The organism is Aureliella helgolandensis, assembly GCF_007752135.1.
GTDB lineage: Bacteria > Planctomycetota > Planctomycetia > Pirellulales > Pirellulaceae > Aureliella > Aureliella helgolandensis.
Map to the genome: position 1 here is coordinate 2615902 of NZ_CP036298.1, position 19374 is coordinate 2635275.

Annotated in this window: 19 protein-coding genes; 14 read left to right on the plus strand and 5 right to left on the minus strand. The window is 55.4% G+C overall.

Going from position 1 to position 19374, the window contains the following annotated elements; translation table 11 throughout:
- Positions 1-66: 66 nt before the first annotated feature.
- Complete coding sequence (locus Q31a_RS09295) at positions 67-255, minus strand: hypothetical protein (RefSeq protein WP_145076883.1); 189 nt, start codon at positions 253-255, stop codon at positions 67-69.
- A 698-nt stretch (positions 256-953) separates the two neighbouring features.
- Here Q31a_RS09295 and Q31a_RS09300 point away from each other — a divergent pair.
- From Q31a_RS09300 to Q31a_RS09330, 7 genes are all read left to right on the plus strand, one after another.
- A complete protein-coding gene (locus Q31a_RS09300; RefSeq protein WP_145076885.1) occupies positions 954-1163 on the plus strand; it encodes a cold-shock protein in 210 nt (69 codons plus the stop codon).
- A gap of 174 nt (positions 1164-1337) precedes the next feature.
- Positions 1338-1622 carry a hypothetical protein gene (locus Q31a_RS09305; protein ID WP_145076887.1) on the plus strand — a complete coding sequence of 95 codons (285 nt, stop codon included), beginning with the start codon at positions 1338-1340 and terminating at the stop codon, positions 1620-1622.
- 494 nt (positions 1623-2116) lie between these two features.
- Positions 2117-3112 carry a sugar phosphate isomerase/epimerase family protein gene (locus Q31a_RS09310; protein ID WP_145076889.1) on the plus strand — a complete coding sequence of 332 codons (996 nt, stop codon included), beginning with the start codon at positions 2117-2119 and terminating at the stop codon, positions 3110-3112.
- Between the two features lie 5 nt (positions 3113-3117).
- Positions 3118-3336 (plus strand): sulfur carrier protein ThiS, encoded by a 219-nt coding sequence (thiS, locus tag Q31a_RS09315; RefSeq protein WP_197356557.1) that lies wholly within the window; start codon positions 3118-3120, stop codon positions 3334-3336.
- 6 nt (positions 3337-3342) lie between these two features.
- Positions 3343-4194, plus strand: coding sequence for a thiazole synthase (locus tag Q31a_RS09320; RefSeq protein WP_145076891.1), 852 nt, complete (start codon positions 3343-3345; stop codon positions 4192-4194).
- An 88-nt stretch (positions 4195-4282) separates the two neighbouring features.
- Positions 4283-4924 carry a TlpA family protein disulfide reductase gene (locus Q31a_RS09325; protein WP_145076893.1) on the plus strand — a complete coding sequence of 214 codons (642 nt, stop codon included), beginning with the start codon at positions 4283-4285 and terminating at the stop codon, positions 4922-4924.
- A gap of 4 nt (positions 4925-4928) precedes the next feature.
- The gene (locus Q31a_RS09330; protein WP_197356559.1) at positions 4929-6251 is read left to right on the plus strand and encodes a c-type cytochrome; all 1323 of its coding nucleotides are present in this window, start codon (positions 4929-4931) and stop codon (positions 6249-6251) included.
- Between the two features lie 43 nt (positions 6252-6294).
- On the opposite strand, the gene Q31a_RS09335 is transcribed toward Q31a_RS09330, so the two are convergent.
- The 3 genes from Q31a_RS09335 to hrpB form a co-directional block, all read right to left on the minus strand.
- Positions 6295-7470, minus strand: coding sequence for a UPF0236 family transposase-like protein (locus tag Q31a_RS09335; RefSeq protein WP_145076896.1), 1176 nt, complete (start codon positions 7468-7470; stop codon positions 6295-6297).
- A 22-nt stretch (positions 7471-7492) separates the two neighbouring features.
- The gene (locus tag Q31a_RS09340) at positions 7493-7771 is read right to left on the minus strand and encodes a hypothetical protein (RefSeq protein ID WP_145076898.1); all 279 of its coding nucleotides are present in this window, start codon (positions 7769-7771) and stop codon (positions 7493-7495) included.
- A 219-nt stretch (positions 7772-7990) separates the two neighbouring features.
- Positions 7991-10720: an ATP-dependent helicase HrpB gene (hrpB, locus tag Q31a_RS09345; protein ID WP_145076900.1), complete on the minus strand. Its 2730-nt coding sequence runs from the start codon at positions 10718-10720 to the stop codon at positions 7991-7993.
- A 507-nt stretch (positions 10721-11227) separates the two neighbouring features.
- Here hrpB and Q31a_RS09350 point away from each other — a divergent pair.
- The 3 genes from Q31a_RS09350 (at position 11228) to Q31a_RS09360 (ending at position 13783) form a co-directional block, all read left to right on the plus strand.
- The gene (locus tag Q31a_RS09350; protein WP_145076902.1) at positions 11228-12199 is read left to right on the plus strand and encodes an AAA family ATPase; all 972 of its coding nucleotides are present in this window, start codon (positions 11228-11230) and stop codon (positions 12197-12199) included.
- A gap of 67 nt (positions 12200-12266) precedes the next feature.
- Entirely contained in the window at positions 12267-13079 is an 813-nt protein-coding gene (locus Q31a_RS09355; protein ID WP_145076904.1) for an MBL fold metallo-hydrolase, read from the plus strand.
- Between the two features lie 221 nt (positions 13080-13300).
- A complete protein-coding gene (locus tag Q31a_RS09360; RefSeq protein ID WP_145076906.1) occupies positions 13301-13783 on the plus strand; it encodes a CBS domain-containing protein in 483 nt (160 codons plus the stop codon).
- 104 nt (positions 13784-13887) lie between these two features.
- On the opposite strand, the gene Q31a_RS09365 is transcribed toward Q31a_RS09360, so the two are convergent.
- Entirely contained in the window at positions 13888-14808 is a 921-nt protein-coding gene (locus tag Q31a_RS09365; protein WP_145076908.1) for an alpha/beta hydrolase family protein, read from the minus strand.
- A gap of 208 nt (positions 14809-15016) precedes the next feature.
- Between Q31a_RS09365 and Q31a_RS09370 the strand changes: the two genes are divergently transcribed.
- From Q31a_RS09370 to Q31a_RS09385, 4 genes are all read left to right on the plus strand, one after another.
- Complete coding sequence (locus tag Q31a_RS09370) at positions 15017-15391, plus strand: DUF2237 family protein (protein WP_231691130.1); 375 nt, start codon at positions 15017-15019, stop codon at positions 15389-15391.
- A 150-nt stretch (positions 15392-15541) separates the two neighbouring features.
- A complete protein-coding gene (locus tag Q31a_RS09375; RefSeq protein WP_145076910.1) occupies positions 15542-17134 on the plus strand; it encodes an alkaline phosphatase D family protein in 1593 nt (530 codons plus the stop codon).
- A gap of 173 nt (positions 17135-17307) precedes the next feature.
- A complete protein-coding gene (ruvX, locus tag Q31a_RS09380) occupies positions 17308-17781 on the plus strand; it encodes a Holliday junction resolvase RuvX (RefSeq protein WP_231691131.1) in 474 nt (157 codons plus the stop codon).
- A gap of 466 nt (positions 17782-18247) precedes the next feature.
- On the plus strand, positions 18248-19372 hold the full coding sequence (locus tag Q31a_RS09385) for an anti-sigma factor family protein (RefSeq protein ID WP_231691132.1): 1125 nt from the start codon (positions 18248-18250) through the stop codon (positions 19370-19372).
- The last annotated feature ends 2 nt before the right edge of the window (positions 19373-19374 follow it).

Genomic DNA, 19374 nt, shown 5'->3' on the forward strand with positions numbered 1-19374 from the left:
GGTGCTGGCTTCCCGGAAGAACTGAAAATGCTCTTAAATCAACAAGCCGTTCAGGTTGGCACGAAGTTAGTTTTCCGCAATGCACACCATGCCATCGACTTGGATCACGAACCAATCGTGTCCCACGACACTCTGCACAACCGCTTCCTCTAGGTCGCGGGAGTTGGCCAATTGAGCTACGGAGCGAGGGCCTGCGCGATAGATCTCGTCCCATACTTCATTGCGTAGTTGTTCGAGGTCTAATTCCGAGTGCATGGTTGACTAACCTTGAGAAATGGCTGGAAGTATTGGAATTCGCGTGTGGCAAGCGCTTGGCCAGTCCCGCTAGGGCTGGCGGGCATTGAAACGTCAGGCTTGGTGCTAGCGAATTCAATTCAGGACGGCACGCACCCGCAGGTAGATGAATGGAAGCTCAGACTATCCGCTGGATGTCACTTCGGTCAACGCATATTCGACAGTGCTGGGACAATTAGCGGATGTTTTTTTGTCGGGTCCTTTGGCATCAACTCAGGGAGTTGGGGAAACAGCCCAGGAGCAAAAACGGGAGCCGCTGGTGGCATCGTTAGGCCGGCCATGGATTCGTGATTTGCCGAGCGAAGAGAATCGTTGGGCACGACGCGGCGGCTGGCTTCACGCCTGGTTGGGCACCGCAACTCTCCGCGTAAGCAAGGTAGGGGGGCGATATCGTGTGATTTAAGGGGGCTACCGCTTCCGTTAAGTCTAAATAGGCTCGCAAAGCCATGCGCCATTAGGCCCTGAGGCGTCGGGTCCTGCGAACGCCCATGCTCGCTTTCTAGAGCGCAAGAGGGTAGAATGATGCCACTCCATAATTTACCAATCAATGGAAACTGATGCGCCTCATCTCTTCGTCTGACAGCGACTAGCCGCGGCAACTCTTGCAATTTGGTTGATTTTCGACTCTACAAATCCTACCTAAGAAGAGAAACAACGGCATGGCACACGGTGTAATTAAGAAGCTCGTAACAGATAAAGGGTTTGGTTTCCTGAAAGCGGATGGTGGCGAAATCTTCTTCCACCACTCAGCTGTCCAGGGAGTTCCCTTTGAGTCTCTCCGCGAAGGCCAATCAGTATCCTTTACTGCGGGCAGTGGTCCCAAGGGGCCGCGCGCCGAAGACGTGCATCTGCTGGATGCTCCTGAGTAGAGTCGGCAATATTGAGTGAAGGCGTACTCTGAAGAGGGCAGCGAGTCTATTGCTCCCTCTTGGGGCGTCTGTTTCGGTGGCTTAGAAGTGTCTAAGTGGACCGATTTTGCCAGCCAGTTGAGAAGCAATGCTTCGATCGAGATATTTGAAAGAAAGCGGAAGTAGCTACGGGCCATGACTCAAAAAAAGAAATCGAATCCTAAGAAGACATCAGCTCCAGTGCTCTCGGCTCCCACCGCACAGGGTGACCTTAGCCAGACAGAAATGAAAGTGCTCAAAATCTTTCGCGAATATCTTATGACACCAGGTCAAATGCTCTGTTTGGGCAATGCGGATATCGATTCCATGAAGGCTGCCCTGGAAAAGATGACTGCCGAAGGGTTGCTCATTCCAGATTCTTTTAAGGGGTCATATTCCTTAACTAAGGCTGGTTTTCAAGCAATGAATGAAGCGAAATAGCTTGCGCCGCGCTCGGCGAGCAAGCAGTGCTTAGCAGCGTGTCTGTTTCGGCGCCCCCAAATTTGCGATTCTAAGATCTCCAGCCCGGTTGACCATAAGTTGTGCGGTCCACGCGACTCCAGTCAAGCATTTGCCTAGGTCGCAATTCGCCGCGTGAACGGGGCCGTGTGCGTGCTTAGTGGTTTGCGCCGAGGCCTGTCTCCGCAACAACGAGAGCTAGGGGGGCCACCGTTAGCCTCCAGCCACATTGTGCCGGCAGGTGAGCCGGGGCGATGCGATTCCTGAGACAGTCCGCTGGCCCTACTACCCCGCTTGGCTTCGACCTTGTAATCTGATGGGCACGCCGGGCTGGCCGAGAACCAACCCTCACAAGGCCGATTGCGAAATCCCAAGGAAGTGAAGGGCATGTGTCCGTTGTGCGGTGCGTGTTCAGCATGCATGCCGGATTTCGTTAGGAAAGTTGTCCACAGTCAGAAGCACAGGAGTTTATTAATATGGCACGTCCCGTCACGTTGTTTACTGGTCAGTGGGCCGATCTACCAATCGATCATATGGTGAAGCTAACAAGTCAATTCGGATACGACGGTATCGAATTGGCATGTTGGGGAGACCACTTTGAAGTCGACAAGGCGATGAGTGACGACAGCTACTGCACCCAGAAGCGTGCTTTGCTGGAAGCCAATGGATTGCAGTGTCTGGCGATCAGCGCACACCTTGTCGGTCAAGCGGTTTGTGATGTCATTGACGAACGGCACAAGCAGATATTGCCCGACTACGTATGGGGCGATGGTGATCCAGCAGGCGTAAATGCGCGGGCCATCGAGGAGCTAAAGCAGACGGCGCGAGCTGCTCAGCGCTTTGGTGTCGACGTGGTGAATGGTTTCACCGGTTCGAGCATCTGGCACTTGCTCTACTCCTTTCCGCCCGTCTCCGAAAAGATGGTGGAGGACGGTTTCAAGTTGTTTGCGGAGCGTTTCAATCCTATTTTGGACGTGTTCGGTGAGTGCGGAGTGAAATTCGCCTTGGAAGTCCATCCCACTGAAATTGCATTCGATATCTACACTGCCCAGCGTGCCCTAGAGGCCTTGGGGAACCGTGAAGAGTTTGGATTCAATTTCGATCCTAGCCACCTGATCTGGCAAGGAATCGATCCTGTCGAGTTCATTCGCGCTTTTCCCGATCGCATCTACCACGTGCATATCAAAGACGCGATCCAAACCTTGAACGGAAAGTCTGGCATTCTCTCCAGCCACCTCAACTTTGGTGATCCACGGCGCGGCTGGGACTTCCGCAGTCCAGGACGAGGCGGAGTGAATTTCGAAGAAATCATTCGTGCGTTGAACGTTGCTAATTACCAAGGTCCCCTCAGTATCGAGTGGGAAGATAGCGGAATGAATCGTGAGTTCGGAGCGGCAGAGGCCTGCAGCTTTACCAAACGCATGGATTTCAGTCCAAGCGATCGCGCCTTTGATGCAGCTTTCGACGAGTAATCGACGTGAACTCTCCTGAACAGATTGCAATCCAGTTGAATGGCCAAGCGATGGATGTCCCGGATGGCACGTCCATCGTGCAGTTGTTGGAACTGGCCAAGATCCGCAGTCAGCTAGTTGCGGTGGAGGTCAATTTGGAAATTGTCCCCCGCGAGTCGCACGCGCAGCATGTGTTGGCTGCCGGAGATGTGATTGAAGCGGTCACCCTTGTGGGAGGTGGGTAGTCCTCGATGACCACTGAACCTTCCTTTAAAACACCGGCCGCGGATTCGACTCTCAAAGTTGGCGGGTTTGAACTGCCCAGTCGATTGATTGTGGGGACCGGCAAGTACGATACTTTGGAATTAATGCGGGATTCCCTGACGGCGTCAGGCTCCACGGCAATTACTGTCGCGATACGCCGCGAGAAAATGTACGATCGCAGCGGGCAAAATATTCTCGATTACATCGACCCCTCGCGGTACGTGCTGCTTCCCAATACGGCGGGCTGCTACAACGCCGCCGATGCGGTACGGGTCGCTAAATTAGGGAGAGAAATCCTGCGGGCGCTTGAGAATCCAGGTGCCGACTGGGTCAAGCTCGAAGTTCTCGGCGATACCAAGACTCTCTTGCCCGATCCAGTGGCTACGCTCGAAGCCTGCAAGACGCTCGTAGACGCTCAGTTTCAGGTCTTGTGTTACACCAGCGACGATCCCATTCTGGCCAGACGTCTCAAAGAGGCTGGAGCCACCAGCGTGATGCCAGCGGGCAGCCCCATTGGCAGTGGGCAGGGGATTCTCAATCCCAACAATCTGAAGATCATTCTGGAGTACCTGAAGGAAGACGACCCGGACTATCCGGTGATCGTGGATGCCGGTGTCGGAACGGCCAGTGATGTTTCCATCGCATTTGAATTGGGTGCGGATGGGGTTTTGTTGAATTCAGCCATCGCCCATGCACGCGATCCGGTGCGTATGTCGATCGCTATGAAGCATGCGGCCATTGCGGGCCGCGAAGCATTCCTTTCTGGCCGCATTCCCAAACGCCTCTACGCCCAAGCCAGCAGCCCCGAAGAGGGTGTGATCACGACTCGTCCCTGGTAGTTGTGTTCTGAAAAGGGGGGCGGGAACTGATCAATACGCCTGTGAAATCTGTCTAAGCCCGTTTGTTCTCGATGAGTAAGAAGCAAGCATGATGAAATCAACTCAACTTTTCTCCAGCATGGCTGTGGGGCTTTTAAGCTTGGTAACCTTGGGGTGTTCGGGCCCAACAGCCGACGAATCTTCCATGCCCGACGCGTCCCCAGTGGAGGCACCAGCGGTTGCCAGCCAACCACCTGCGGATCCCGCAAGTAGCGCGCAAGGGCAGGCCGCCGCCGAGGTTGCTCTTGCCGATTTTGCAGGCGTCATGGAATCGATTCAACAGCACGCGGGCAAAGTTGTGGTACTCGATATTTGGAGCCGGTCTTGCATTCCCTGCATGCGAGAATTTCCTCATCTCGTCGACTTGAGTCAACAGCACGCAGACGAGGTCGTCTGCCTATCCCTCAACGTTGATTATCTGGGACTCAAAAGCAAGCCAGCGGAAAGCTATGTGCCGGATGTGTTGAAGTTCCTCAATCAGCAGGGAGCATCAACCCTCGTGAATTTTGTGTCTTCGGAGCCTGACGAAATCGTCTTCACCAAAGCGGAGATCGATTCGATTCCCGCCATTCTCGTCTTCGATGCGGCGGGGGAGTTGGTTCATCGCTTTACCGAAGGAAACGCAGGCGGTGACGGATTGACCTACGCCCAAGATGTGGTGCCCGCTATCGAAAAATTGTTGGCCGAATAATAGCATGAGACTTGTAAGATTTGATCTGCGGTGGATGCCGGTGTGCTTGGTGTTCTTCTTGGCAGTCCTGCTGGTCTCACCCAGCATGGGGCAATCGCCCGCTGCATCGGCGGTCGACATCAACTTGAGTGGACCAGTCCGCATCGCCAAACTGCTGTGGAAGGCGAATCCTCAGGCGGCCTCCAGTTCGTTGGCCAAGACGATCAATACAGCGCTTGAACGCAAGATGGTGGAAGAGCTGCGCGTCGCTCTGTTGCCGCTCGAGACCTCCGCCAGGCAAGTTGTCGAAGTGGATTCGGATTCAGAGGTGCGGCAAGCAGTTGCACTTGCAGCGATCTTGATGATTGATGGTCAAGAGGGCGAATGGTCGACGGTTGAATTGACGAACCGTCTCAAGCGAATTGCTGAACTAGACCAGCGTGAACTGGTTTTGAAGAGTTGGTTCAGCGTCCAGCCAGACAGGTCAAAGGAGTATTTCGAGCACTTGCTGGCCAGCGAACAAGCAGATGAAGCTTGGATCGGCAAAGTGGTACAAACTGGTCTGACCTACGATCGTGCGCGATACGAAGAGGCCATCCTCGCCAACTGGGCCAACCTGCCTGCCAGCGTCCAGTTGTCGGCAATCGAACCGTTGACGCGCCAAGCGGGGTCGATGCGCCGCTTGGTTCAAGCGGTAGCGGATGGGAAGATTCAGCGGGATTTGATCAATACCAATCAACTGCAGAAGTGGGCCAGTTCGTCTCAGCAGGAGTTGAAAGAGGAATTGGAACAGGTGTGGGGGAAGGTGCGCGTCGCTCAAAATGTCGCACGGCAGAAAGTGGTTCAAAGCGCGCTTCAGAACCTGCGAGCTGGCAGCCCGGGAAGCGCTTCGAGAGGTGCCCTGGTATTCGAACGGGTTTGTTCCCAATGCCATCGATTCCGTGGCAAGGGGTTTGAAGTGGGGCCGGACATTACGAATAATGGTCGCGGCAACTTAGAGCAACTCGCCTCCAATATTCTGGATCCAAGCCTGGTTATCGGCCCCGCGTTTCAGGCCCGGATGTTGCTAACCGTCGACGGAGACCTGCTATCGGGCATTCTGGTGGGGGAATCGGAACGCTACATTCAATTGAAGCTCCAGGGTGGGAAGATTGTCGAATTTGACCGCGAGCAAGAGATTGAAGAGTTGAAGGTGAGCGATAAGAGCATGATGCCCGAGGGGCTCGAAGCCCAGATGACGGAACAAGAACTGCGAGATCTGTTCGCCTACCTGTGTTTGCTAAAACCGCTCGGCGCCGAGGATAATGAACTCATTCCCGGTACGCCGGATGGCTTCGTGCAGCCCTAAGGCCTAACCGCGTTTGTGTCTGACCAAAGTTTCTGGACAACTTTTAGGCAGCATTTTTTGCATGATTTCCCCAGTAATTGTCCCAGAGGTTACTCGCTTCGAGTGCAGCGAGGTTCATCATGCACTCGGCATTGGCGAAATCCCACCGGCGACCTCGGCCTTTGACCCGTTGTGTGGTAGTTTTGCATTGGGCCTCGGTCGGACCACTGCCGATCTGAATGCCGCGAGCGCGAAGTTCGCGATAACGAATGATTTCACGACGCTCCGAAATATATCCGATCAATTGCTCCAAGGCTTGAAGGCGTCGACCTGAGCACGTGAGTTTCTGAGTAAGCAGCTCACTCAGCAGTGCGTCGACTCCCTGTTCCATCAGGATGTTGGTCAATGCCGTTAACCATGTGGCTCCCGATTCATCCTCGCCGAACATCTCGCGACGCGCCTTTTGTGCGTTGTCTTTCATGTGGTAGTAATCCAAGTTGATTTTATCCACAATGTTGTGAAACTCCAATTGGTTGCGTATCCATGGAGCGCCATCGATATTTGCAATGGACTCAGTCGCTTCATCTAGTTTGATGGTCGTCGCCATACTTCGCATCAAGCGCCCAGTGACTTCGCAATCACCGCGGGTAGCTATCACAAGCCGGAGCGTCTGAGATTCGTTGTAAGCAACTACGATTCTTGCTTCCTTGTACTGTTGATCCGAACCTGCTCGAGCTGCTGGCAACGGCCGACATTTCTTTCCACTACGTCGACGTTTCAGTTTGATCGTAGTGCGACGCTTAGTCTTCTCGGCTTGAGTAACGACCGGTACCTTCACTCCGTCGCAGCCGACATAAACCCGAGTTGGGGTTGGTTTTTGTTGATCATTCACTGCGCCAGATGCGGCTGATGAACTGGCCGACGACTTCTGGGGAACATTTTCCAACGTGCAGTCTGCCGACGACCAGCCAATATCAATGCCCCCTCGCGTTAGCTGGTTGGTTACCTTGCGACCTTCGTACTCGACCAATTGCCGTACGCTTTCGCCGCTAATGTCGATCGATGATAAACGAGCGATATTGGCCGCAGTCTTTACAAAGCTGGAGGAACTTTGATTCAAACGACAAAGCATCTCACGTATCCCGCACGTGAAGCTTTTCTCTGCTTCATCCAGCAAGGCATCGATCGGTGTGCTGCTGGTTTCGTCTTGAACTGCCCACCGAACACGCTTTAGTTGCACACGGCCGTTCTCAGTCAAGAGGCTACGTAGTTGGCGTCCCTTGTTCCGTGCTCGAACTCCCGTCGCGCTCTTCGGAGGGGGAAAAAGCGGCTTCCACCGCATTAATCTTCGCTTGTAAGGCTGCCTCATAGACCTGTTGCCGGAAACGATCCAAAGCCTGACGACTGAGTCCTTCGCTGTCTTCGATCCAAGCACCATCGCGAGCGTTATCAATCGAATCAACTACCGCATTGAGCGTCGCTTCGAATTCGGCTTGCAGCGTAGCTTTCAAACCTTCGCGATCCACTTTCGAACTTCCCATGGCATTCACTCCTCACTAAACGGGGAAAAAGGAACACCCTATATTATGCCCCCTGCCCATCTTTCGCGCCATAGGTATTTGTCAGACACAGAAGTCATTTCGCCAAGAAGGCGACGGCGAGGGGGAAAGGCGTCTTCCAGCAAACCAGTGGAAACAGGTGCCCCGCCGCGCTGCTTACCTTACCTCAAAAGCATCCCCCCGAAGGCCAGCCAGACTCCCCTACGACTTACCGCTTCCCTTCACCGGCGTTCGTTGGCTGAGCGGATCCTCCGGCCAAGCGTGCTTGGGGTACCGGCCACGGAGTTCTTTTCGAACCGTGGCATAGGTGTTTGCCCAGAAACTCGCTAAATCATCTGTAATCTGATGCACTCGGCCATTGGGAGCCAGCAGATGGAGAAGTACCTGGCTCTTGCCGCCAGCAAGTCGCGGGGTATCCTGCCAACCAAAGAATTCTTGGATTCGGGCTGCTAAGATGGGCGGTTTGCCCGGTTCATAGGTCAATAGTACGCGTCGGCCAGTCGGCAGAGTCATCGCCTCAGGGGCTTGCCCATCGAGCAACTTCCGCTGCTGAGCATTCAATTCTCCAGGGAGCAAACTGCTCCATGGCAGTTGCCGCACCTCCTCAAGGTTCCGCAGGCCGTAAAGCCACTTTTCAAGCATGGGAACCAAGGAATCGCCAGTAAACGTGGGTAAATTTTCCTCTGGCAATGCTTGGGCCAACCACCGTACTCGAGCTAACCAACTCTGCAGCACACGGTCCTTGGCAGGCAGGAGTTTGTCAAATTGACCAGCCGCAGCTTGAGAGAGAAGCCTCGCGGTCTCCGCATCCAAGGGAGTCTCGGCAGTCGTTTCGGTGAGCATTAGGTCGCACCAGTACAACCGCCGCCGGGACACTACCGATCCGAGCGTTGGATTCATGAAGCGTTCGGTGCGTGTCTGCAGATTGGCACCGGTCAGCCAAGCCTGCTCCACTGCACTAGCCATGCGGACGTTCGCTTCGGTCCCTGCGGCATCAACATCGAGGCACAAAAAAAGCTCTGCTGCGGTTACCGCCGATTTCCCATCGAGCTTGATACCGCGACCACCCACCATCACCCCACGGGGCGTGTTGGCAGATCGGCGGCGAGCAACTCGATCCGGGAATCCTGCCAAGAGTGCTTCGGACAATTGCGTCTCCAGTGGCTCTTCTGCAGTGGAGGAAAGCTGGCTGTCTACGACGGTACGCAATTGCTCCGCTACCCGCTGGACCTGCTGCACGGCGGCCAGATTGATTCCACCTAGTGAAAACTCAGCAGCCACCCGCTCAACGGAGATTCGATTGCCAGCCTGCAGTCGCTGCAGGGCTTGTACCCGACGGGTTACATCGCAGTGATACGGCAGCTTCACTTGCTGGATGGTCGGCACTCCTCCACGACTGCGTGGCGCATAGGCTCCCGCCTGACGGTCCACAATGTCCCGCTCGCTCAAGATGGCTGCCGCCAACGTAGCAGCGTGTGGAATGCGTAGGGCATGCCCTGCGACCACCACTCTTGCCAGCCGAGGATGGAGGGGGAAATGCAGGAGCTGCCGCCCCAATTCCGTCGGACGCCCTTCCTGCACCGCGCCGATCCACTCCAAAACTTGCAGGGCTCCAGCAATCGCCGCTGTCGGAGGCGGGGTAATCCAAGGGAAGGCAGCAATATCGCTTTCGCCCCAGCACAGCAATTGCAAGACAGCACCGGCGATGTCGACCCGCAGTACTTCGGGGTCGAGTTGCTGAGGGCGACTCCGCGCGGACACTTCATCCCACAAGCGGTAGCAGAAACCGGGTGCAGTTCGCCCCGCCCGTCCAGCCCGCTGGGTCGCCGATGCAGTTGAGATTGGTTCCAGTAGCAAGCGATTCAACCCCAGGGCGGGATCAACGCGTTGGACGCGCGCCCAACCACTATCGATGACCGTCGTGACACCATCGATCGTCAACGACGTTTCTGCCACATTGGTCGCCAGAATAATCTTGCGTTGCGGACTCGTGGCTAGCACCGCGTCTTGATCGGCAGGCCGCATGTCGCCAAAGAGCGTCAACAAATTCCAGCCCTGTTTGGCAGCTTCCGGCGCAAGTTGTCTTTCCACCTGGCGAATCTCGCCGACTCCAGGCAAGAAGACGAGCATGTCTCCATCGCCCTCGGCCGCACTGTCGCTTCCCCGCCTGGCCTGCGCATACTTCAGCACAGCAGCGGTCGTCTGCTCGACGATCCGGCGACTGGGATGCTGCGGGCGGCCACCAGACATCGAACCGAATTTGGCATGTTCAATGCGGACCGGATAGCTCTGCGCAGCAACAGCAATGCGTGGTGCGTCCCCCAAGTAGTGGCAAACGCTCGCGCCATCTAGCGTCGCTGACATCACCAACAACCTAAGATCGGGTCGTAGCTCAGTTTGAATGCGTTGCAACATTCCCAACAATAAATCGTACTCAAGCGACCGTTCGTGGAATTCGTCTAGGAGAATGAGGGAGACATCTTCCAGCACGGAGTCCAACTGGAGGCGGCGAAGCAAAATCCCCGGGGTTAAACTCGTTAGACGCGTAGCGGGCCCAGTCCGATTGTCAAACCGAACTTGATAGCCCACCTCCCTCCCCAGCTGATACCCCTGCTCGCTTGCGATCCGCGCGGCCGCGGCACGCGCCGCGATTCTACGAGGTTGGACCAACAGAATTTTCGAAGGCGCATTCCAGCCGGCTGAATTCCGGCTGCCTGGCAAAAATGCGGGGGCGACTCGCGTCGTCTTCCCCGTGCCCGGGGGCGCTTCCAGCACCACCGATGGATGACCAGCCAAGGCGTGAGCCAACGCATCGAGGTGCGAATCAATCGGTAGCGGTTGGAGCATAAAATCGGACTGTGGTGGAGTAAAGGTCGCGCGGTTGATCCCCTGCAGGCCAGCGGTGGAAGCTAGCAGTGGGCAGCCTTCCATGGTACCCCGCGCGTGCAGCAGGCAAAAGCGACGCCCGAACACGGACCGGTTCGCGTTCTAGTAACGCATATCGAGTGGTGCCTACTGACGGACCAGAGACTGTCCAGCGTTTCCATGCTTACGGGTCGACGCCTTGGTTTCGTAGAGGCCTTGGTTCGTAGAGGCTTACTGGAGAAGGCTGCACTGCAAAAATCGAGTGGTGGTGGCCAACGCCTCTGACTTGCTCCTGTTGGGTATTTATGGCTTCCACAAGATGGTATCGCATCCAGGTTCGATCGCCAGAGCCGATGGCGGGAAGTCACCAAAAGTAAGCTTCCAATTCTTTCCTTTTTTTGACTTGGGCATCGCGGCTAGATTTCAGGTGGGTTGGCGTGGGAAATTGGAGCCATTAGATTGAGGTGCTGTCGAGAAAGCCACGTTGCTGCGACAATGAGCCCAGTCCGTTATTTCTTGCGTGATTGAGCAAGTCCCTCCAGTTACACGAACCCCTTCAGAGCAACCTGCACAATGTCCCAGGATTTCCAAGAAATTGGCGGCGTACGACTAAAACTTGGTGCACCACTCACCAACGGCAGCGAGTGGATCGGACAGCGTGAAGTTCTGAAGCAGTTGCTCGCTTGCTGGATCACGGTGGATGACGCCGATCTGCCCTTAACGCCGCGACTTGTAGGCGTTCCCGGCATCGGAAAAACGGCCCTGGCCATGTCAGCAGCGGCCATGCGAGACCAAGAACTGTACGTCTTCCAGTGCACGGCCGATACGCGACCCGAAGACTTGCTCGTCACCCCAGTGTTAAGCCAGAGTGGGCAGATCGCCTACCACGCTTCCCCGTTGGTCACTGCCATGCTTCGCGGCGCGGTGTGCGTACTGGACGAGGGGAATCGCATGAACGAAAAATCATGGGCTAGCTTGGCGCCCCTTTTCGATCAGCGGCGGTACGTTGAGTCGATCGTGGCCGGAATCGTCATCCCCGCCGATAAGGAGTTCCGGTGCGCGGTGACCATGAACCAAGACGATTCCACCTACGAGATCCCCGACTACATCCTCAGTCGGCTGCAGCCCACGCTGCCACTTGGCTTTCCCAATCGTCAGGACGAATTGGCAATCCTCCAATACCACCTCCCCTTCGCCGAGCCAGAGATGCTGGCCATGACCGTCGAATTCTTGCAGCGTTCCCACGAACTGCGACTCGATTTCTCAGCCCGCGATGGCCTCAATCTATTGAGATTCGCACTCAAGCGACTAGCTCAAGATCCGGAGCATCCGGTTGCTAAAGATGCAGCTTGGAGAGAGGCCCTGGAATTTTGCCTCGGCGAGGATGCGTTAAATCTGGAAGCTTTGGCGGAACGCCAAACACGCGATCTGCGTGGAAATTCCATTCCACTGGGACTCGGCGACTTTTTCTTCGATCCCGACGATCCCTTGCATCCCGATTTTGATGGCGAGGAAGATGATGATGATGAAGACGACGATCGCTAAGACATCACAAGGCATTCCCATGGTTTCCTAGGGGCAATCCCCCCTTCCTCCAGGCAGGTAAAACGCATTGCCCCACGAATTTAAAACACGCGACATTTCCGGACAATTCATCCTACTGGGTACAGGGACGTCGGTGGGAGTGCCAGTTATTGGATGCGCTTGCCAAGTCTGCCGCAGTGACAACCCACGCAACAAGCGGACGCGTTCATCGGCCATCGTGGGGCTGCCCGAGGGGAATTTGTTGATCGACACCTCCCCGGAACTGCGCATACAATTGCTCCGAGAAGAAATTGGAATTGTGCATTCCGTTGCCTACACCCACGAGCACGCAGACCATATTTTCGGGTTGGATGATCTGCGTCTGTTCCCCTTTCAACTCCATGCACCGGTTCCATTATTCTGTGAGCCCAATGTAGAATCTCGCATCCGCCAGAGTTTCGACTACGCCTTCAAAACCGGTCCGCAAACTCATCCTGGGGCAATTCCTGCGCTGGAGCCACGCACTATTTCCACAGCCCCCTTTGATGCGCTCGGAGCAACGATTCGCCCCCTCCGCTTACAACATGGCCCCAATTATCGAGTATTGGGTTTTCGAATTGGCAATATTGCCTATTGCACCGATACCAGCTGTATTCCAGAAGAGAGTTTTGAGACATTGGCTGGCTGCGAAGTCTTGATCGTGGACGCGCTAAGACTCGAACCGCATCCAACCCACTTTAATGTGGAACAGGCCTTGGCGGCAATTGAGAGAATCCAACCGCAAAAAGCCTATCTAACGCATGTGAGCCATGAACTCGAATACGTGGCCACCAATGCGATCCTACCGGGTGGTGTTGAATTGGCCTACGACGGCCTCAGCCTCGACCTCAAGTTGGGGTAGGGGCATCGATGACCGGCCTCAAGAAGGCACGGTACGGAACAGGCAGAAGCACCACTCGTGCAGAGTTGCACAAACTAAACAGCGACTTGGCCGCGAATTTCATTGCGATCTCCTAGCCGGACTGCTAGGTTGAATCGCACTCTCCATGGACGCGTTTCATGGATGCGGGGCGCCGTGACGTGCCGCAAGCTCTTCTCTGCCGCTCTACAGGAGTTTGACCTATGACTGGTGCAGTCGTTCTCGCACGAGAAATGATGACTCAGAATCTAGTGACACTCTCTCCCGATCTCGATGTATTCGCTGCCATCGATGTCTTGCTTCGCAAGCGGATTTCGGGAGCGCCCGTCGTTGATTTCGACGGGTCATTCCTCGGAGTCTTCTCGGAGAGCTCATGTATGCGTGTGATTGTCAACGCGGCCTACGACAATCTGCCTGACGCAGGACTCATGCCCTTTGTCGATCGCCAAGCTCCCACCATTTCACCTGACACCGAATTGCTAGAGATCTGCCAAACCTTTCTGAATCAAGCCACCAGACGCCTACCGGTGCTCGACGAAGGTCGACTCGTGGGGCAGATCAGCCGCCGAGACGTAATGCGGAAGGTGAACTCGATGGCGCGCGGCAAGCAGTGCGGACGCGCCGAATTGCTGTATATCTCAGCGCTGTTCCACGATGGCGAATGTGTAGCCGGACGCATTGGTTGATGCGGTGGGGGGTGAGTCTGGGGTTGGCGCGAATTCGAGTTGGGTTCGAGCACGAGCACGAGCACGAGCACGAGCACGAGCACGAGGAAGAGGAAGAGGCTGGGTCATTGCAAATCGCGCACTGTCTGCTGCGTTACATGGACTTCTTGTCGCATGATTTGGTTTGCCAATTTCTCTGCAAGCGGGGCAATCACGCTAAAGTGGTCATGCCCAGAAACCTTGAGAAAGTGAATATTCGGGTTTGAATTCTCGGCAGCCATTACTTCCACAGCACCATCCCAATTCCCATTTTCAGCCCCTTCAATAACATACATAGGATTCTTGACGCAGTGCAGCCAGTAACGAGGGGAACGGAGTCGCATTTCGTCTTGGTCATTCGGGTCGCAGTACACGTAGTCACCACCATACTGGCTGGCAACTGCGACGGGGCCCAATGAGAAAATCGCGCGATAGCGATCGGAGCACGCCCCGACTAACATGGCCAGGGTCCCTCCTGTGCTATGGCCACCAAGATAGATTTGTTCCGCGTCCACGTAAGGCAATTGGGAAAGATGCTCCGTGGCAGCGAGGATATCATCGACTTCGCCGTAGAACCCCTCTCGCTTGCCGGGATTGTCGTTTCCCCCTCGTTGTGACGGAAACATGACGACCACGCCAGCCTCCCGAAACGCACGTACCGACTGGTCGTTGCTCCGATCCTGCGGTGACCACACGTCACCGATGGAATTGTTGTCCCCACCAGTAATCCATACGATGGCCGGATGCTTCTCGCCATCCCCCGGATCGATCGTGACATACGCCGCCAATCGACCGACGGGGGACGGATATTCAATCAATTCCAACTCGGTTCCCACTGGAGAATTCGGTGGTCCAAAGTGCTCGCCCGATTTGACGATAGTAGTCTCGAACCCACCTCTCGCATCGAGGAGTGTTTGCGACGCAGTAGGTCGTGACGAGAATGGTGCATTTGCAGCAATGTCGCAGCCAAACAGTGTAAGCACGACTAGTGGAATAAATCTTCGCATGGCGTCTCCGGAGGAAAGTGAAACTGGTTGCGGTCATTTTGTCTCATTAATCGGTTCACCTACACTAGACAGATTATTGCACCAACCCGCAGTCCCCGGTTCAGCCATTGTGACAAAACGAGTCCATTCGGCAGTTGTATTCCGAACGATTTCAAGTTAATAAGAAGCATACGTCCGAATTTGAATAGATACTCGATGGGAAACTGCCGTGGCAAAAAATGTGCTCGGAACCGATTTGGAAACCTGTAGCTCTGAGCCGATGACCGGTTTTTTCCGTGATGGCTGCTGCAATACAGGTGCGGAAGACTCTGGCATGCACACCGTCTGTGTCGAGGTTACCGACGACTTCCTGCGATTTTCTAAGCTGCGGGGAAACGACTTGTCGACTCCCATTCCCCAATTCGAGTTTCCTGGTCTCAAGGAAGGTGATCGCTGGTGCCTGTGCCTCCTGCGTTGGCGCGAAGCGTATGAGGCAGGAATGGCTCCGCTGGTCAATTTGCGTGCTACCCACATATCCGCCCTCGAGTTCTTCGACCTCGAATTGTTGCAAGAGTACGCCACCGGCGACTCCTTAGACGACTAGCATCCGGCCGTCCATGGCCCTCCGGTCAGGTCACTGCGCCCACCGGTCAGCTTAACGCAATTCACATCGTTGGCTCGGCATCTCCCTCAGGAGACTTGCTAGAATCGGGACGTTGTTTTCGTCGCCATTCAATCGAGGGATCCCCAGCCGATGCGAGAGCATTTTCATCTCAACCAATTGCTGCGAGCCACCAAGAGCGGTCTTTCGCGGCGTGATTTTTTGAGTTTCACGACCGCGCTAACAGCCATTCCTTGTCTTTCACGGGCGAGTTGGGCCCGCAACAATCCAAGTTTTGCCAGCGACCCATTCACGCTCGGTGTCGCCTCGGGCGATCCGGACAGCACCGGAATGGTGCTGTGGACCCGTTTGGCCCCCCAGCCACTGGAGCCGTTTGGCGGAATGCCTAACGAAGCCGTAAATGTGCACTGGGAAATCGCCGAGGACGAGCATTTCCGCAGCATTGTCGCGTCGGGAACCGCCACAGCAACTCCTCAACTGGGGCACTCCGTCCATGTGGAAGTTGCCAGTCTCAAGCCAGATCGCTGGTACTGGTATCGCTTTACGGCCGGCGATGCGCAGAGTCCCGTGGGACGGACGCGCACCACTCCAGCTCCCGACACTCTTCCCCCGCAACTCAAATTCGCCTTCGCGTCTTGTCAAAACTACGAACAAGGGTACTTCACCGCCTACGAGCAGATGGCGCAGGATGACCTGGATTTGGTAGTTCACCTCGGCGATTACATCTACGAATATGGTGGGAAAGAGAATCGAGTTCGCAAGCATTTGGGGGAAGAGATCGAATCGCTAACCGATTACCGTGTCCGCCACTCCCAGTATCGTGCAGACAAGCTGTTGCAGAACATGCATGCGCAGTGTCCTTGGCTAGTTACCTGGGACGACCATGAGTTCGACAACAATTGTGCAGCAGACATTTCCGAACAACAGGCGGTGCATCCCGATGTCTTCCTGATGCGTCGTGCCAATGCCTATCAAGCCTATTATGAGATGATGCCGCTACGGGCCAGCTCCATGCCACGCGGTGCGGATATGACCATCTACCGTCGAGCCCCCTTTGGAAGACTTGCCGACTTTATGGTGCTCGATACTCGCCAGTATCGCAGCGACCAACCGAACCAAGATCGACACTCGGACCTCAACGAATCGGCCATGTCTCCCACCAATTCTCTCCTTGGACACGAGCAACGCAACTGGCTATGTTCCTCCCTGATCCAAAACACGGCGCAGTGGAATATCCTGGCGCAACAGGTCATGATGGGAATGGTCGATCGCTCGGGTGATTCCCCCGATCCGGTGTACTCCATGGACCAATGGCCCGGTTGCAGCTTCGAGCGAATGGAGCTGTTGAAATTCCTAGCCGATCGCCGCGTTTCCAATCCGGTGGTTTTGACCGGAGACATCCACTCCAACTGGGTCAATGACCTGCGTGTCGACGATCGAGATCAAACGACTGAGGTGATTGCCACCGAGTTTGTCGGCACCTCCATCTCTAGTGGTGGCAATGGGCGTCCCGAGCCCGATTCCCATCCGGCAATCATGGCCGACAATCCCTGCGTTCAATTCCACAATACCGAACGCGGATACGTGCGCTGCACCGTAACGCCCGAACAATGGCAGAGCGATTATGTGGTCATTGACGATATCACGAAGCCTGGTGGGAAGGCATCCACCCGAGCTCAATTCTTAGTTGAAACGGGACATCCGGGGGCACACCGCATCGGATAACCGCTCCCGCGGCACTCATCCACCAGGGGGACATGCACTTCACTGCCAACCACACCTCGATCAACCTTGCATTGTGCGGTAAAAAAGGGGCTGAACACCTGATTGCCGCACCTTGCAGAGTTGCTGAGTACTATGTGGTTTTCGGATCTAGCTGCAGGCAAAGTGGGGGACTCGTGAATTTACCGGAAGAGAAGTGGCCGAACCAAGGGCGGGCCGCGGGGATCGATTTTGGCACTGTCCGCATTGGCGTCGCGCTCAGCGACCCTAGCCAAACTTGGGTAACCCCCCTGGAAACCTATACTCGCCGCACCCCTCGTCTCGACGCTCAGTACTTCCAACGGCTGGTCGCATCCGAGGCATTGGTGGGTTTCGTGGTTGGCCTTCCCTTGCACTGCGATGGCCAGGAAAGTCAAAAATCGAAGGAAGTTCGCCTATTTGTCACTTGGCTTGAACAACAGACGCAGCTCCCCGTCGCCCTCTTCGACGAGCGATTTACGACTGCCGAGGCTCGACGCCTGCTAAACGAAACCCAGCTCAGTCCTCAAAAACGCAAGGCCAAGCTCGACGGACTTGCTGCTCATCTCATTTTGAGTCACTTTCTAGATTCTCAAAAGCATTTCGAGTCTCAAAATGAGTCGCTGGACTGACCCCTGCAGATCCTGCGTTGCGATTTGTACCTTCAATTCTCGGTATTTTCCGCAATTTTTTGGCGGAACATCGGTATGTGGGGAACAAACCCCTATCGTGTATCATCCGAGATTACAGTCCATTCAGCTTTGAGGTGCATTACCTGCGGGCAGCCATGGCAGATCTTCCGTAAGAACGAAGATTGGCATTTGGTGGAGTTCGCAGAACTGGATTGAGTTTAGGTAGACGCTAGGTTGGGCCCCCAATTTCGCGTCGCTTCTCGGTCTTTTTCAGTGCAGTGCTGCAATGGATTTCGGCACCCTAGGGAATTTAACGTAGCTTCAGCCTGACCAAGTCGTCCTATATCCGAGAGACGACTCTCACAGCCACTAGTGGCGAACAGAGTAGGTTGAGCGGTTGGTTAGTTCCCGTAGCAAGCGATGCTTTCCGGCAAGTCAGGCCACAATGAGGTGGCCTCTTGGAGTCATGAGTATGCCAGTTGACGGCCCAAATCGAGACGAACTACTTAGCGCACTGGTGGATGACCAGCTCACACCAGAGGAACTAGAAGAGGTCAACGCTGCGCTCCGTTCCGATGCTGCGGCCCAAGGCACGCTGGCCGCATTTCGCAAGAATCGCGCCGCGTTAGGCGAATTGGCCCAGCGTCATTCCAGCGGTCCGCTGCCCGAGGGCTTTGCAGACCGCGTGGTGGCAGCGGCGCTGCAAGCTAAGTCCCAGTCGGATTCCGAACCGAATGCTCGCTCCGCGGCGACGAGCGTGGAGCTGCCCACCATGGAGGCGGGCCCAGGTAGCCTGCGATCGATTCGCAGCCACAAACTTTGGGCAATGGGATTGTTGGCGGGCGCGGCGGCGGTCGTAGTGTTCTTTAGCCTTCCGCGGCCAGCGGATCAGGGCCAGCAATTGGTGCACCAACCCTCAGCCCCCTCCCTGCCAGACCAATTGACACCTAGCGGAATACCCAATCCCGCTGGCTTGCCTGGAGCTTCCGCCACCGATGCGACCGTTCGCTACGTGAGTGATCAAAGGTTCGAGGTACTCTATGCCTTAGTTGTCGATATCCAGATTACATCAGACGCCCTGGCTGCAGGACAATTCGAAAATACGTTGGCTCAAGCGGGCATCGCGACGTCGGCTCCCATTTTGATGACTCCCGAAGTCGAGTCCGCTGTCGAGAATAGCAAGATGATCGTGGCCTCTCCAACCGACTCGGCCGCTGATGGACTGGTCTACTTTGTGCGTGCGGAGACGAAACAGATTGACTTGGCTCTCCAACAGGTGTGGCAAACCCCCGATTATTTTCCCCAAGTCGTATACAACATCGCCATGAACAATCCGCAGACCAGGCTATTGAATCGGATTGCGGAGAGCACAGGAAAGCGTTTCGCTCTGAATGCTTCCTTTGCGGCCAGCATTGCCGATGCTGAGGAGCCAATCGTTTCCAACAAGCAGGTTTTGCGAGGGGTGCGCCCACCGACGAAATACGTGGGGGCTTACGAACGACAACAGGGATGGGCTGCAGGCGGAGTTCTGCCCAGCTCAGATACCGAAGACATGTCGACGGTACTGCTGATTCTACATCCCACACACTAAGC

Coding starts and splice junctions, on each gene's coding strand:
- Q31a_RS09295 (WP_145076883.1), bottom strand. CDS start 255: ATGCACTCGGAATTAGACCTCGAACAACTACGCAATGAAGTATGGGAC.
- Q31a_RS09300 (WP_145076885.1), top strand. CDS start 954: ATGGCACACGGTGTAATTAAGAAGCTCGTAACAGATAAAGGGTTTGGT.
- Q31a_RS09305 (WP_145076887.1), top strand. CDS start 1,338: ATGACTCAAAAAAAGAAATCGAATCCTAAGAAGACATCAGCTCCAGTG.
- Q31a_RS09310 (WP_145076889.1), top strand. CDS start 2,117: ATGGCACGTCCCGTCACGTTGTTTACTGGTCAGTGGGCCGATCTACCA.
- Q31a_RS09320 (WP_145076891.1), top strand. CDS start 3,343: ATGACCACTGAACCTTCCTTTAAAACACCGGCCGCGGATTCGACTCTC.
- Q31a_RS09325 (WP_145076893.1), top strand. CDS start 4,283: ATGATGAAATCAACTCAACTTTTCTCCAGCATGGCTGTGGGGCTTTTA.
- Q31a_RS09330 (WP_197356559.1), top strand. CDS start 4,929: ATGAGACTTGTAAGATTTGATCTGCGGTGGATGCCGGTGTGCTTGGTG.
- Q31a_RS09340 (WP_145076898.1), bottom strand. CDS start 7,771: ATGGGAAGTTCGAAAGTGGATCGCGAAGGTTTGAAAGCTACGCTGCAA.
- hrpB (WP_145076900.1), bottom strand. CDS start 10,720: ATGGAAGGCTGCCCACTGCTAGCTTCCACCGCTGGCCTGCAGGGGATC.
- Q31a_RS09350 (WP_145076902.1), top strand. CDS start 11,228: ATGTCCCAGGATTTCCAAGAAATTGGCGGCGTACGACTAAAACTTGGT.
- Q31a_RS09360 (WP_145076906.1), top strand. CDS start 13,301: ATGACTGGTGCAGTCGTTCTCGCACGAGAAATGATGACTCAGAATCTA.
- Q31a_RS09365 (WP_145076908.1), bottom strand. CDS start 14,808: ATGCGAAGATTTATTCCACTAGTCGTGCTTACACTGTTTGGCTGCGAC.
- Q31a_RS09375 (WP_145076910.1), top strand. CDS start 15,542: ATGCGAGAGCATTTTCATCTCAACCAATTGCTGCGAGCCACCAAGAGC.
- Q31a_RS09385 (WP_231691132.1), top strand. CDS start 18,248: ATGAGTATGCCAGTTGACGGCCCAAATCGAGACGAACTACTTAGCGCA.